This is a genomic window from Sorangium sp. So ce302 (assembly GCF_051530145.1).
GTDB lineage: Bacteria > Myxococcota_A > Polyangia > Polyangiales > Polyangiaceae > Sorangium > Sorangium cellulosum_B.
Genome location: NZ_CP150326.1, coordinates 515,253 through 529,522 on the forward strand (window position 1 = coordinate 515,253; position 14,270 = coordinate 529,522).

The window sequence follows — 14,270 nt, forward strand, 5'->3', positions numbered from 1 at the left end:
CGAGCTACGCTGAGCGCCCCGTGATGACGACCTCCAGCCCGAGCCGCGACCCCTGGGTCGGCGTGCCGAGGGCGAACCCTGCTGCCCGGCTTCGACTCTTCTGTGCGCCCTATGCGGGCGGCGGCTCGTCGATCTACAGCGCCTGGTGGCGCGAGCTCCCCGCGCACACGGAGCTCTGCGCGATCAAGCTCCCCGGCCGGGAGGCGCGCATGAGCGAGCCGCCGTTCGAGCGCCTCACGCCGCTCGTCCAGGCCCTCGCCGCCGCGCTCGATCCATGGCTCACGAAGCCGTTCGCGCTGTATGGCCACAGCCTCGGCGCGCTCGTCTGCTTCGAGCTCGCGCGCGAGCTCCGCCGCCGGGGAGCACCGCTGCCGCGCCACCTCTTCGTGTCGGGCCGGCGTCCGCCTCACGTTCGCGGCTCGGATCCGCTCCACGGCCTGCCCGAGCCCGAGTTTCTGGAGCGGATCCGCCGCATGGGGGGCACGCCCGACGAGGTGCTGCGCGACCCGGAGCTCCTGGCGCTCTTCCTGCCTGTCCTGCGCGCGGATTTCGCGGTCAACGAGGTCGAGCCGTTCGTCCCGGGGGCCCCGCTCGAGTGTCCGATCTCCGCGTTCGGGGGCCTCGACGACGAGCGCGCTGGCCGCGCCGATCTCGAAGGCTGGCGCCATCACACGCGCGGGGCCTTCCGGGTCGAGATGTTCCCCGGCGGACACTTCTTCCTGCGGAGCGCCCGGGAGCCGCTCCTGCGGTCGATCTCGGCCGTCCTCGGCGACGTCGAGCGCGCGCTCCCCGCGTGACGGCCGGCGCTGGGTGGGTGTTGAGCCCGGGGCGGGAGCCATGCAAAGAAGGAGGGACCCCGCAGCCGCTCTGCCGCTCTGCCGCTCTGCCTCTCTGCCTCTCTGCCTCTATGCTTCCCCGGAGACCCGAACGATGACCGATTTCCAGTACCAGGACATGCTCCCCCTCGGCCATGACGAGACCCCGTACCGCCTCGTCAGCCGCGACCATGTCTCGACCTTCGAGGCCGCCGGCTCGACGTTCCTCAAGGTCGAGCCGGAGGGGCTCACCCTGCTCGCGCGCGAGGCGATGCGCGACATCGCCCACCTCCTCCGGCCCGGTCACCTCGCGCAGCTCGCGCGGATCCTCGGCGATCCCGAGGCCTCCTCGAACGATCGCTTCGTCGCCCTCGAGCTCCTCAGGAACGCGAGCATCGCCGCGGGGGGCGTGCTCCCGTCGTGCCAGGACACAGGCACGGCCGTCGTCATGGGCAAGAAGGGCCAGCTCGTCTTCACGGGCGGCGGCGACGAGGCGGCGATCGCGCGCGGCGTCTTCGAGACCTACCGCGCGCAGAACCTGCGCTATTCGCAGCTCGCGCCGCTCGACATGTACCGGGAGGTCAACACGAACGACAACCTCCCTGCGCAGATCGAGATCTTCGCGACGGACGGCGACGCCTACAAGCTCCTGTTCATGGCGAAGGGCGGCGGCTCCGCGAACAAGAGCTATCTTTACCAGGAGACCAAGGCGCTCCTGAACCCGGAGAGCCTGCTGTCCTTCGTCGAGGCGAAGATCCGCGCGCTCGGCACCGCGGCGTGTCCGCCATACCACCTCGCCATCGTCGTCGGCGGCACGTCGGCCGAGTACACGCTCAAGGTCGCGAAGCTCGCCTCGGCGCGCTACCTCGACACGCTCCCGGCCGACGGCAACGCGCGCGGGCGCGGCTTCCGCGACCGCGAGCTCGAGCAGAAGGTGCTCGAGCTCGCGCAGCGGACGGGGATCGGGGCGCAGTTCGGGGGCAAGTACTTCTGCCACGACGTCCGGGTCATCCGCCTGCCGCGCCACGGCGCCTCGTGCCCCGTCGGCATCGCCGTCTCGTGCTCTGCGGATCGTCAGGCGCTCGGCAAGATCACGCGCGAGGGCATCTTCCTCGAGCAGCTCGAGACCGATCCCGCGAAGTACCTGCCCGACACCACGGACGCGGATCTCGAGGGCGAGGTCGTGAAGCTCGACCTCCGCCGTCCCATGAGCGAGATCCGCGCGGAGCTCTCGAAGTACCCCATCCGCACGCGGCTCTCGCTGAGCGGCCCGATGATCGTCGCGCGAGACATCGCGCACGCGAAGATCAAGGAGCGCCTCGATCGCGGCGACGGCATGCCGAGCTACCTGCAGGAGTTCATGGTCTACTACGCCGGGCCCGCGAAGACGCCCGCGGGCTACGCCTCCGGCTCGTTCGGCCCCACCACGGCCGGCCGGATGGACGCGTACGTCGACCTCTTCCAGGCGAACGGCGGCAGCTACGTCATGCTCGCGAAGGGCAACCGCTCGCCCGCCGTCACCGCGGCGTGCAAGAAGCACGGCGGCTTCTACCTGGGCTCGATCGGCGGTCCGGCCGCGCGCCTCGCGAAGGACTGCATCAAGAAGGTCGAGGTGCTCGAGTACCCCGAGCTCGGCATGGAAGCGGTCTGGAAGATCGAGGTCGAGGATTTCCCCGCCTTCATCGTGGTGGACGACAAGGGCAACGACTTCTTCGCCGACATCAACAAGCCGGCCGGCCGGAAGCTCGAAGTCGCCGGCTGACGTCCGGAGCCCGGAATCGCGGCCGGGCAGCTCCCCTCCGCCTCCAGCGCCGGGGCGGCGGCGCCGGCCGCCCTCTCCAACCGTGCCAGACCTTCCAGGACCCGCGCAAACTCCGCGTCCGCGTCGGCGGTGGAGCGAAAGCGAGGTTGACTGGCGACCATGTCGCCTCCGGATCGGCGTCGAGGACCCGATTCCATCCGTTCGTGATACGGCTCGACACCAGCTTTCCCTGCTGCCGTCACCCGGATCGACGAGGGTGACCGAGGCAAATGGTCACATTCGAGGCGTCTTGGCGCCTGTTCAGCCCGGTGTTGGCTCGACGAGCGCTGCTGGGGCCGCGGCCCGCGGGGGCACGGTCCGTGCTTTGACCTCGTGCGGAAGGAGCGGAGCATGACAGTTCGACCTGATCGCACGGTGTCTCATGGCCGCGCTGACGCTGGGCACCACCGTTTCGAGGATCGGCACGGTGGTCCCGATGGATCTCGCCATCAGCTGGAGGTAGATCGTTTGGACCGGCTGGTGCGCGCAGCGCAGGAGATCGCTGGTCAAGCAGAGCGTCGAGAGCGCGAGAAGCGCAGCGACGCGGGCCAGGAGGCGAGGCCCGGCGACGGCGGCGTCAAGTCGCGTCCGGCGCCGAGGAATCCGAGCATCGCCGACCTCGAGCGCGCGGATAACGAGGGGATGCTGCCGCCGGGGGAGACGTGACGAGCGCACGCGCGATGAGCCTCGATGGGCTCGTCGATCGGCTCGTGCCGAGCGCGCTCCGCCCCGCGGAGCGCGCGCCCCTCGCCCCTGCGCTCGACGCGGAGGTGCGGCACGTCGACACGTGGAGCGCGGGGCGCCTCGCCTATTACGTGGACGCCCGCGCTGCGGGGCGCCCCGTGGTGCTCGTGCACGGGGTCGACGCGGCCGCCTCGTCCAGGGAGATGGCGCCCCTGTTCGATGCGCTCCGCGGCGAGCGGCCGGTCTACGCGCTCGATCTTCCCGGCTTCGGCCTCTCGGAGCGAGCGGACCGCGTGTACGATCGCGAGCTCTACCGCACCGCGCTGCGCCGCTTCCTCACGGACGTGGTCCGCGCGCCGGGCGGCGCCGACGTCATCGCGCTCTCCCTCTCCTCGGAGTTCGCCGCCGCCGTCGCCTGCGAGGAGATGAGCATTGTTCACAGCCTCGTGCTCATCTCCCCGACGGGGCTCGGCCGTGAATCTCCCGGCGCGAGCGCCCTCCTCCGGGCTGTCTCGCGCGTCCCCTACGCCGCGGAGGCGCTCTTTCGCGTGCTGGCTGCGCCGCCCAGCATTCGCTGGTTCCTGAAGAAGAGCTTCGTCGGCGCGCCGGATCCAGGCCTTGTCGACTATGCCGTCCGCGCATCGAAGGAGCCTTTCGCCCACCGGGCCCCCCTCGCGTTCATCGCCGGCACCCTGTTCACGGACGACGCTCTCCAGCTCCTCTATGCGCGCCTGCCCGTCGCCACGCTGGTCCTCCACGACCGTGACCCGTATTCGCGCTTCGACCGCCTCGCCGAGCTCACGCAGCAGAACGCTCGCGTGGAGGCCGCCCGCATCGCGCCAACGCTGGGTCTCCCGCACTTCGAGCAGCTCGACGCCACGCTCGATGTCGTGCGCAGGTTCTGGGCGCAGGACCCTTGGTAGCTCTCCTCCGCAGAACGACCAGGACAGCCTTGTAGGGAGCTCCGCGCAGGGCGGACGTCGATTTCCTGCGGAGCCCCCCGGCTCCGCAGGGAAGCCGAGGTCGTACGGTCCGCTCAGGAGCCGCCGCCCTCGACGCCGAACATGTATGCGCCATTACTGACTGGCCCCTTCTGGTGTCAGCGGGCCTGTGCTCCGCTGGTTTCGCGCGACCCCGAGGGGGTCTCAAGGATCGACCTGCGACACGCATCCAGTTCCACCGCTCCTGAAGTACCTGGTGTACAATGGAGCGGTGGCGGAACACCGGGTGTGCCGACAGGAGCACCCGGTGGGTGTGGTCACGTGCGTACCGGTTCGATCGGCGCCATTTCGTTAGGACCATGACATCTGCCGCCCGGGAGGGGTGCCCTTGCGCAGCAATCCGGCGATGGAGCGCTGCGCCAAGACATCACGATGGATGGTCAGGCGATGGAGCAACGCGGCACGCGTCTACAGGGGGCGCGGATTGTTTCCAGGCGTAAAAGTCTTTGCAAACTCCAGGTCAACGGGCTAATTAAGCTCTTATAGCGGGGGATGTCGTGAATTCAGGCGGCCAAACCATCTCTTCGACCCAGCAAGCGAGCAACAGCTTGCTTGGTCGATACCGCCTGATTGCAAAATTGGGTCGTGGTGGGATGGCGGATGTGTTTCTGGCCGTCTCCCGCGGGCCCGGGTCGTTCAACAAGCTCGTTGTTGTGAAGTGTCTCCGCGTCGGGATGGCGGATGACCCGCGCTACGTCCTGATGTTCCTGGACGAGGCCAAGCTCTCGGCCCGGCTCAATCACCCCAACGTCGTTCAGACCTACGAGATCGGGGGCGAGAGCGGCGGGTACTTCATCGTGATGGAGTACCTCGAGGGCCAGCCGCTCAAGGACGTCGTGAGGGCGGTGGTGAGCGGCTGTCCTGGCGCCGCGAGCTTCACGCGGGGGGCGTGGGTCAGGATCATCGTCGAGGCGCTGCGCGGGTTGCACTACGCGCATGAGCTCGCGGACTTCGATGGCGGTCTGCTCGGCATCGTGCACCGCGACGTCTCGCCCCACAACATCTTCGTCACGTACGACGGAGCTGTGAAGATCGTCGATTTCGGCGTCGCGAAGGCGGCCCTCAACGCGGCGCACACCGAGAGCGGAACCTTCAAGGGCAAGATGGCCTACGCCGCGCCCGAGCAGGCGATGGCGAGCGCCGACGTCGATCGGCGGGCCGATCTCTTCGCCATCGGCATCGTGCTCTGGGAGCTCCTGGCGATGCGGCGGCTGTTCGATGGCGACCACGTCGCCGTGATGCACCAGCTGCTCACGCGGGACATCCCGCGGCTCTCCGCCGTCGTGCCGGACATCGACCCGGCGCTCGATGAGATCGTGGCGAGGGCCCTCCAGCGGGATCCCGATCGACGGTTCGCCACCGCGCAGGAGATGGGCGACGCGCTGGAGAGTTACCTGCGGGGCTCGGGCGAGGACGTCCGCACGGAGCAGCTCGGCGCGCACGTGCTCGAGATGTTCGCGGAGAGCAGGGCGCTCGTGCGCCAGCAGGTCACCGCGCAGTTCGAGTACCTGAGCTCGCTGGACGTCGCGGGCGACATCCAGCGCGCCTCGATGGTCGGAGAGTTCCCCCGCGCCTCGATGGTCATGGGGATGAACCGCTCGATGTGGCCCTCCGCGACCGCGGCCGGTCTACCCCTCCTCAGCGATCAAAGCCACAGCCTCCCCGCCCACCATCATCACGAGCCCCCGGCCGTCGATCCCGGCAGCCTGGGCGCGACGGTGGGGCGCGCCTCGTCCTGGCGGCAGCGTGGGTATCTCGCCTCTGTGCTCGGGGTGGTCGCGCTGCTCGCCGCGGGGGCCTTCGTGATGTTCCGCGAGCGCTCGCTGGAGCCCGTCGCGTCGGAGCAGCCTGCTGCCGTGTCCACGGCTGCGACGGCGCTCGAACCGGGCCCGCTGAAGGCCAAGGTCACGATCAAGAGCGAGCCCGCAGACGCGAACGTGAGCTGGAACGGGACCATGCTCGGCAAGACGCCCCTCAGCGTCGAGCTGCCTCAAGGGATGCAGGTCGTCGTGGTGTCCAGGGCCGGTTGGGTCGACGTGTCGATCTTCCTGCAGCTCTCCGCGTCGGACGTCGTCGAGCGCACCGTCGCGCTCCGGCGTCAGGACGTCAGCGCAATCCCTTCAAATTAGAGCGGCGGTCAGAGGGGGATACTTCAGGTGCCGGCCCGGAGGACCCGCATGGAGGGCGCTGCCCTGGCGGCGAGGCGGCGGACTTCTCGACCGAGCCAGTCGAGGAAATCGAGGTTCCATGGAGGCCCGTCGGGCCAGCGCTCGCGTATGCGGTCGGCGAGCTCGAGATCCCAGCTCCCGTAGAGATCCACGAGCGCGTCATGCGCCTTGCGGCCGGCCAGCGCCTCAGGGTCCCCGCGAGGCTCGCCTCCGTGCGCGAAGGCGTCATCGCAAACATAGTAGTTGCACGTCGCCGCGCGCCGCTCGGGGGGGATGGTGCAGCCCTCATGACCGTGGAAAGCGCACCTCTTGGGGAGCGCTCCGCAATCGCTGCCCTGGGGCTCGACCCGCAGGATGAGCAGGCCGCGCTGGCCCGGGCGCAGGTTGCCCGCGGCCATCTGCTCGAGCAGCCAGTCAACGCCGCCGAGCGAGGCGATCCGCCCGATGTCCGACCACTCGACCCCCGGCGGGCTGGCGCAGCAACCCGTCGGGCCCTGCGGGCATGAGCCGCACAACGTCGAGTGCAACCGCGTATGCATGCCCGCGAGCTCCAGCCGGATCATCGCGCCACCAGCGCTCCTATGCTCTGGGCGTGATCAGACGCTCCAGCCCGCGCAGCGGGATGTCCAGCCAGTCAGGCCGGTTGTTGAGCTCGTAGCCGACCTCGTAAATGCACTTCTCGAGCATGTAGAAGTCGATCAGGAGCACCATGTCCGCGTCGCTCGCGGGCACGTACGGCGCCGTCTCGTCGGTCCGCGGCTCGGCGGTCGCCTGAGCGCGCGCGACCGTCTCCATGTATCCCGCGAGGTAGCTCGCCGAGATCCACGTCACCCAGGCGTCGGTCCACGGCTTGAGGACGGCGACGTCCTCGGGCCGGAGGCGAGCGTCCCGGAGCGCCGAGGCGCCGGCGTAGTCGAACGATCGCAGCATCCCGCCCACGTCCCGGAGCGGGCCGCGCTTGTAGCGGCGCTCGTTCAGCGGTCTCGCCGGCTCCCCCTCGAAATCGATCAGGATGAAGTCGTCGCCCGTCGAGAGCACCTGGCCGAGGTGGAAGTCGCCGTGCGTCCGGATGCGGGGGATGTCGAACTTCCTCGACACGATCTGCTGGAGCTTCGCGTTGATCTCGGCCTCGCGCGGCAGCATCGCCGACACCTGCTCCCGCACGTTCTCGGGGAGCGAGCGCTCGCGCTTCCTCAGCAGCGCGAAGGTGCGCGAGAGCATGCCGTGCGCCGACTGGAAGATCGACTGCTGGTGCAGCGTCGAGAACGACTGCTGCCCGAACGCGGGGTCCTTGCTGTGCTTGCCGAGCGTGAGGTGGAGCTGCGCTGTGCGCTCGCCGAGCAGCCGCATCCTCACGATCTCGGTCCCCATGAGCTGGTTCACGAGCGGCGGCGGCGTCGCGCGCGACGCGTCGACCAGCGTGCCGGCCGGCATCGGCGGCGCGCCCCCCTTCGCCGTCTCCTCGTCGGCGAGCACCCGCTCGAAGAAGCGGTTCAGCGCCTCGAGCGTGCTCGTCCACGCGTCGCTCTGGCTCTGCACGTACTCCTGGAGCATCGCCACCGTGGTCGCCTCGCGACCGCGGGCCTGGTACTCGATCGCCCCGGCGAGCCGCGCCGTCGCAGGGAACTGGTGCTCCGTCAGGAACCGGCCGATCTCGAGCTCCGGGTTGATGCCCTCCTCGACCTGCCGGAAGATCTTGAGGAGGAGCTTGTCGCCGTAGATGATGGTCGTGTTGCTCTGCTCGCTCTCGGAGATGCGCGCCGGGAGCTCTCTCTCGGCGCCGAGCGTCTCGAGCGTCGTCCCGAGCGGCAGCGCGTGGAGCTCGCCGACGGAGCCCGTCGCGACCCCCTGCGCCCGGATCGCGGCGAGGACGAGCGCGGCGAACTCCGGGGTCGCCAGCGCGTCGTAGAGGACGCCCTCTGGCGCCGCCGCGCTCTCCGGCTCGGGATCGCGGATCGTGACGTCCGCGATCACCGCGTGACGCGCGCGCGTCGCGAGCGTCCGCGCGTAGTCGCCCGTGGCGAAGCCGATCGGCACGACATACGTCTCCGGCGAGCCGTCCGTGTACTCGACGCGCGCGAGCAGGAGGTAGTGCTCCGCCGCGGTCTGCTCGCTGCGCAGGATCGGGATGACGTCCGCGAGGGTCGTGGCGCGCCGCGTGCGCGCCTTGCCGCGGAACCAGCGCCGCGCCGCGATGAATTTCCCGAGCGCCGGCTCGAGCACCCTGCGCCCCTCCGGGGAGAGGAGCGTCCGCCACGAGCCCTTCGTCGCGATCGCGGGCGCCTCGGCGTCGCCCGCGGAGATCGCCGGCGTCGCCGGCTCCAGCGCGAACCAGAAGAAGTCGTGCGGACCGAGCGACAGGGAGTAACCGCGGCTCGTGATCTCCGGGAAGCGGCTCCTGCCGAACAGCTCGACAGGCACCATGCCCTCGAAGCGCGCGAGATCGAGCTCGACGTGCTGCGCGTACCGAGAGAGGTTCGCGACGATGAGCAGCCGCTCGTCCGCGTGCGCGCGGATGAACGCGAGCACCTTGCTGTTGTCCGGGTGCAGGAACTCGATCGTCCCGCGGCCGAGCACCTTGTTCTGCTTGCGCAGGGTGATGAGCCGCTTCATCCACCAGAGGAGCGAAGCCGGGTTCTGCTGCTGCGCCTCGACGTTGATCGCCTCGTAGTGGTACTCGGGGTCGATGATGATCGGCAGATAGAGCTTCTGCGGGTTCGCCCTGGAGAATCCGGCGTTCCGATCGGCGCTCCACTGCATCGGCGTGCGCACCCCGTCGCGATCGCCGAGATAGATGTTGTCGCCCATCCCGATCTCGTCGCCGTAGTAGAGGACGGGGGTCCCCGGCAGCGAGAAGAGCAGCGCGTTCATCAGCTCGATCCTGCGCCGCGTCTTCATGAGCGGGGCGAGCCGCCGGCGGATGCCCAGGTTGATGCGCGCCGTGTGCTCCTGCGCGTAGACGCGGTACATGTAGTCCCGGTCCTCGTCGGTCACCATCTCGAGCGTCAGCTCGTCGTGGTTCCGGAGGAACGTCGCCCACTGGCAGGTCTCGTGGACAACGGGCGTCTGCTTCAGGATGTTGACAATCGGGAAGCTGTCCTCGAGCTCGACCGCCATGAACATCCTGGGCATGAGCGGGAAGTGGAAGTTCATGTGGCACTCGTCGCCGCTCCCGAAGTACGCCGCGGCGTCGGCGGGCCACTGGTTGGCCTCCGCGAGGAGCATGCGATCGGCGAAGTTCGCGTCGATGTGGCGCCGGAGCTTCCGCAAGAACTCGTGCGTCTCCGGCAGGTTCTCGCAGTTCGTCCCTTCGCGCTCGTAGAGGTACGGCACGGCGTCGAGCCGGAGCCCGTCGACGCCCATCTCCAGCCAGAAGTCGACCACCTTGAAGACGGCGGCGTGGACGTCCGGGTTCTCGAAGTTGAGGTCGGGCTGGTGGGAGTAGAAGCGGTGCCAGTAATAGGCGTTGGCGACCGGATCCCAGGCCCAGTTCGATGTCTCGAAGTCCTTGAAGATGATCCGGGCGTCCTTGTAGCGGTGCGGCGTGTCGCTCCACACGTAGAAATCGCGCCAGCGCGAGCCCTTGGGCGAGGTCCGCGCCCGCTGGAACCACTCATGCTCGTTCGAGGTGTGGTTCAGGACGAGCTCGGTGATGACGCGGATGTCGCGGCGGTGCGCCTCGCGCAGGAGGCGGGCGAACTCGCGCCGGGTCCCGTAAGACGGGTTGATGTTGGCGTAGTCCGCGATGTCGTATCCGCCGTCGCGCAGCGGCGAGGGGTAGAAGGGCAGGAGCCAGATCGCGGTGACGCCGAGATCTTGGAGGTAATCGAGCTTGTCGACGAGCCCCTCGAAGTCGCCGATGCCGTCCGCGTTCGAGTCGCTGAACGCGCGGACATGGACCTCGTAGATGATCGCGTCCTTGTACCAGAGGGCGCTGCCTTCGGCGGGAGGGGGCTTTTGATCCTGGCTCATGGCTGCTCCGGCGATGCGCGTTGTCCGCGCGACGACGCCGGGCGCACAGGATGCAGCGGCTCGGGCCCTGTGCGGCGTGAGCACGCCACCCGGGCCAGAGGTGGCCAGGGAGGCAAGGCACGCTGCGGAGTCCGCCACTGGGCGCGCACTGCCGTCCCCACGCAGATGACGCGGATCACGTGTATAGTTTAACTACTCGGGATTGCAAGACCACGCGTGCCCGACTTCGGTAGCACGCCAAGCGCGGGGCGCAAAGCGGCGCGGTTGCGTTCGGCTTGCATCCGGTTGCGCTCGTTTGCGCTCGGGTTGCACCCCGCGCGCTGTCGAGATCGCTGCTTCGTGAGCTCGGCCCACACGTCGAACCGCAGCCGGTGTAAGAAGCGCTGGCACTCGTTCTGCGATCGGGCGAGCTCATGCCCATCGAAGGAGCATTCTCATGATGCGTGTCTTCCACGTACTCCCGCTCTCCCTCGCCGCGCTCGGAGCGCTCGCGTGCTCGTCGACCCCCGAGCCGACGATCGACCCCAACAACCCGTGCCCTCCGGGCCAGTGGTGCGCCTCTGCCGTGCCGACCACGCCGGCGACGGCGGTGCCCACGCCCACCACCACCGCCGCGCCCGCGGGCTCCGCCGCCACGCCGATCCCGCCGGTCGCCGCGGTGGCCGCGACGCCGATCCTGCAAGGGATGGGCACGACGGAGGCCCCGGGGATGAAGCCGGACGGCGGGCCGTTCGCGGGGCAGTTCCAGGAGGGCCAGGCGCTCGAGCAGCAGATCAACATCTCGCCCGGCAAGTGCTACACCGTCGTCGGCATCGGCCTCGGGGTCCAGGAGCTCGACATCCAGCTCGTCTCGCAGCCCGCGCCCGCGCTGCCGCCCGTCGTGCTCGCGCAGGACAGCACCACCGGCGCCGCGGCGACGCTCGGCGGCAAGGCCTCCGGCTGCTGGAAGAACCCCCTGCCGATCGGCGGTCCGGGCAAGGTGATCCTCAAGGCGACGAAGGGCGCGGGGATCGCGGCCGCGCAGGTCTTCATCAAGTAAAAGTAACGCTCCCCCGCGCGGGCTGGCCGAGTCCGCCCGCACGCGAGGACGCCCGGCCGTGCGCGTGCCGAGAGGCGTGCGCCTCGCGCGCGACTCTTCTATTCCCGCCGCCGTCCTCCTCCCCTAGAGCAGACCGACGCGGCCGTGGGCCGCGCGCGCGACTCCATGAGCGAGACCGTCTTCCTCGGCCCCGACGCCAGCAAGACCTGCGCGAGGCCGCGCTGGGAGTGGCTGTCGCCGCGCCTCCCCCCGGACCTCGAGCAGGAGGCGACGAGGCGCGTCGCGTGGATGGCGCTCTGCACGATCGTGGCGGGGTCCCTCGGCTTCCTCGTGTCGGAGATCTTCCCGGGCCTCGAGCTCGGCCCGTACCCGATCCGCGTCGCGGTCTTCCTGCCGTTCATGCTGGTCTCGGCCGCGCTCTTCGTCATCGCGCGGAAGGGGCTCCTGTCGCCGCCGCGGATCGTCGATCTCTCGTTCGCCTACAAGATCCTGGGCGCCGCGCTGCTCTCGGTCATCTCCAACGCGCAGCCGTGGCCGGAGGGGCCGGTGTTGCCGGGATGGCCGCCGGTGGCCGTCTGGGTGCTCATGTTTCCCATCATCGTCCCCGCCCCGAGCGTGCGCACGCTGTTCACCTCGACGCTGGCGATCCTCACCGATCCGGCCTGCCTCTGGGTGCTCGTCCGCTCGGGCTTCATGGATCCGCCCTCGTACGAGGCGATGCTCCGCCGCTTCTTCCCGAGCGTCATCGCGCTCGCGCTCTCCGTCCTCGTGTCGCGCGTCGTCTTCGGGCTCGGGCGCAAGCTCGACGCGGCGCGGGAGCTCGGCAGCTACCGGCTCGTCGAGCGGCTCGGCGGCGGCGGCATGGGCGAGGTGTGGCGGGCGAGGCACCGGATGCTCGCCCGCCCCGCGGCCGTGAAGCTGATCCGGCCCGAGGCGTTCCAGGGTGAGCCATCGAGCAACGGCAACGCGAAGGCGCGGTTCGAGCGCGAGGCGCAGGCGACCGCCGCGCTCCGATCGCCGCACACGATCGGCATCTTCGACTTCGGCGTCGCCCGCGACGGGTCGTTCTACTACGTGATGGAGCTGCTCGACGGCATGGACCTCGACACCCTCGTCAAGCTGGACGGCCCGCAGCCGCCCGCGCGCGTGGTCCACCTGCTCCGGCAGGCCTGCCACTCGCTCCACGAGGCGCACAAGGCCTTCTTCGTGCACCGCGACATCAAGCCCGCCAACCTCTTTCTGTGCCGCTACGGCGCAGATCTCGACTTCTTGAAGGTGCTCGACTTCGGGCTGGTGGCCCAGCGCAGGAAAGACGCGGATCCCTCCAAGCTGACGGCGGACAACGCGATCACCGGCACGCCCGCGTTCATGGCCCCGGAGGTGGTGCTGGGCGACCGCCCGATCGACGGCCGGACCGACATCTACGCGCTCGGGTGCGTCGCCTACTGGCTGCTCACCGGCGCCCTCGTGTTCGAGGCCGAGACGGCGATGAAGACGATGTTGCTCCACGCGACGGAGGCGCCCGTCGCGCCTTCGAAGCGCGCGGCGCGCGCGATCCCGCCCGCGCTCGACCGCATCGTGCTCGACTGCCTCGAGAAGGACCCCGCGCGGCGGCCGCAGTCGGCGCGCGAGCTGTCCGAGCGGCTCGCCGCGCTCCGCATGGACGCCGACTGGACCGAGCAGCACGCGGCGGCGTGGTGGGAGGCGGTCGCGCCGCCGTCGCTCTCGGGCCAGGCGGCCAGGGCGGCCGTCGACGCCTTCGGCTGAGCTCCGCGCGCGCCCGGCCCAGGTCCTCAGCGGATGTTGAAGTCGACCGTCATCAGCTGTCCGCCGCGCTCGATCGCGACGGACAGGCGGTTCGCGGTCCGGAGCCGCGCGTAGGCCTCCAGCGCCTTCTGGGGATCGGTGACGTCGAAGCCGTTGATCGACCTCAGGGTATCTCCGCTCTCCAGCCCGAGCGTCTCCAGCAGCGAGCCTCGCCTGATCCTGAGCTTCAGCCCGACAACCTGGTCTCCTCGTCGCTCCGGGATCACCCTGGCGGAGCGCATGAGGAGCGCCTGCTGCTCGAGGATCTGATCGACCGCCGCGCGGTCGACGTTGAACTCCGTGGCGCTCACCCGCCGGATGCGGGCGGCGATCTCCGGCGGGATCGAGTTCAGGTTGTTGTCGCTCCCGACCGGCCTCGCCTGAGGCCGGGGCTGCGGCGCGGGCGCCTCCTCGCGCGCACCCTTCCCGAGCTTCCCGAGCTGCATCTGACAGCGGGCGCCGCCCGAGGTGATCCAGACGCGGTCCCACGCGATGCGCGTGAGCGTGCCTCCCGCCGCGTCGCCGCCGAGCCGGCGGAGCTGCGTCTGCCCGTCGGGGCCCTCGATGGCCGCGAACGACCACGCGGCGTCCTGCGACGCCGCGATGAGCACCACGCGTCCGGCGTCACAGGTCGGATCGCTCCACGGATCGCCGTGCGCCGCCGGCGCGCGCTCCTCGGGAGCGCCGCCCGGGGGCGGGAGGAGTGGCCCCGTCGCCGAGTCGAACGGGTTGCGCTGGAGGATCGCTTCAGCGCTCGTCGCGTGGAGGCCGTCGCGCAGCGCGCGGTGGGACGCAGGGGGCGTGGAAGAGAGCCTTGTGGCTCTGTCCGGGATGATCGTCCTCCCGATCAAGTGAGACACCCCCGACGCCTGAAAGTAGGCGGCGGACGCGATCATCGTGCCCGCGATCCACAGGAAGTGGTGCTTCACAGCCGCATCCAGGTCCACGGGTCCTGCTCTTTCTGGGGCTCGATCGCCGCCCGCG

Annotated in this window: 10 protein-coding genes; 7 read left to right on the forward strand and 3 right to left on the reverse strand. The window is 69.9% G+C overall.

The window, feature by feature from the left end; all coding sequences use genetic code 11:
* Positions 1 to 23 precede the first annotated feature (23 nt).
* From WME73_RS01955 to WME73_RS01975, 5 genes are all read left to right on the forward strand, one after another.
* Positions 24 to 797, forward strand: coding sequence for a thioesterase II family protein (locus WME73_RS01955; protein ID WP_437747938.1), 774 nt, complete (start codon positions 24 to 26; stop codon positions 795 to 797).
* 133 nt (positions 798 to 930) lie between these two features.
* On the forward strand, positions 931 to 2,577 hold the full coding sequence (locus WME73_RS01960) for a fumarate hydratase (RefSeq protein WP_437861256.1): 1,647 nt from the start codon (positions 931 to 933) through the stop codon (positions 2,575 to 2,577).
* 507 nt (positions 2,578 to 3,084) lie between these two features.
* Positions 3,085 to 3,282 (forward strand): hypothetical protein, encoded by a 198-nt coding sequence (locus tag WME73_RS01965; RefSeq protein WP_044963725.1) that lies wholly within the window; start codon positions 3,085 to 3,087, stop codon positions 3,280 to 3,282.
* Between the two features lie 14 nt (positions 3,283 to 3,296).
* A complete protein-coding gene (locus WME73_RS01970; protein WP_437743876.1) occupies positions 3,297 to 4,223 on the forward strand; it encodes an alpha/beta fold hydrolase in 927 nt (308 codons plus the stop codon).
* Between the two features lie 575 nt (positions 4,224 to 4,798).
* Positions 4,799 to 6,430, forward strand: a complete 1,632-nt coding sequence (locus tag WME73_RS01975; RefSeq protein ID WP_437743877.1) for a protein kinase domain-containing protein — start codon at positions 4,799 to 4,801, stop codon at positions 6,428 to 6,430.
* Positions 6,431 to 6,453: 23 nt separating this feature from the next.
* On the opposite strand, the gene WME73_RS01980 is transcribed toward WME73_RS01975, so the two are convergent.
* Entirely contained in the window at positions 6,454 to 7,008 is a 555-nt protein-coding gene (locus WME73_RS01980) for a hypothetical protein (protein WP_437914579.1), read from the reverse strand.
* A gap of 40 nt (positions 7,009 to 7,048) precedes the next feature.
* Positions 7,049 to 10,441 carry a maltose alpha-D-glucosyltransferase gene (treS, locus tag WME73_RS01985; protein WP_437743879.1) on the reverse strand — a complete coding sequence of 1,131 codons (3,393 nt, stop codon included), beginning with the start codon at positions 10,439 to 10,441 and terminating at the stop codon, positions 7,049 to 7,051.
* Between the two features lie 436 nt (positions 10,442 to 10,877).
* Here treS and WME73_RS01990 point away from each other — a divergent pair, with 436 nt between their 5' ends.
* Positions 10,878 to 11,480: a hypothetical protein gene (locus tag WME73_RS01990; RefSeq protein WP_012232997.1), complete on the forward strand. Its 603-nt coding sequence runs from the start codon at positions 10,878 to 10,880 to the stop codon at positions 11,478 to 11,480.
* A gap of 165 nt (positions 11,481 to 11,645) precedes the next feature.
* Entirely contained in the window at positions 11,646 to 13,247 is a 1,602-nt protein-coding gene (locus WME73_RS01995; RefSeq protein ID WP_437743880.1) for a serine/threonine-protein kinase, read from the forward strand.
* 26 nt (positions 13,248 to 13,273) lie between these two features.
* Here WME73_RS01995 and gspC read toward each other — a convergent pair whose 3' ends face one another.
* Positions 13,274 to 14,233, reverse strand: a complete 960-nt coding sequence (gene gspC, locus WME73_RS02000) for a type II secretion system protein GspC (RefSeq protein ID WP_437914580.1) — start codon at positions 14,231 to 14,233, stop codon at positions 13,274 to 13,276.
* Positions 14,234 to 14,270: the final 37 nt, after the last annotated feature.

Bases quoted from the DNA above. Each gene is read 5' to 3' on its own strand.
- WME73_RS01955 (WP_437747938.1), top strand. From the start codon at position 24: ATGACGACCTCCAGCCCGAGCCGCGACCCCTGGGTCGGCGTGCCGAGG.
- WME73_RS01960 (WP_437861256.1), top strand. From the start codon at position 931: ATGACCGATTTCCAGTACCAGGACATGCTCCCCCTCGGCCATGACGAG.
- WME73_RS01970 (WP_437743876.1), top strand. From the start codon at position 3,297: ATGAGCCTCGATGGGCTCGTCGATCGGCTCGTGCCGAGCGCGCTCCGC.
- WME73_RS01980 (WP_437914579.1), bottom strand. From the start codon at position 7,008: ATGCATACGCGGTTGCACTCGACGTTGTGCGGCTCATGCCCGCAGGGC.
- treS (WP_437743879.1), bottom strand. From the start codon at position 10,441: ATGAGCCAGGATCAAAAGCCCCCTCCCGCCGAAGGCAGCGCCCTCTGG.
- WME73_RS01990 (WP_012232997.1), top strand. From the start codon at position 10,878: ATGATGCGTGTCTTCCACGTACTCCCGCTCTCCCTCGCCGCGCTCGGA.
- WME73_RS01995 (WP_437743880.1), top strand. From the start codon at position 11,646: ATGAGCGAGACCGTCTTCCTCGGCCCCGACGCCAGCAAGACCTGCGCG.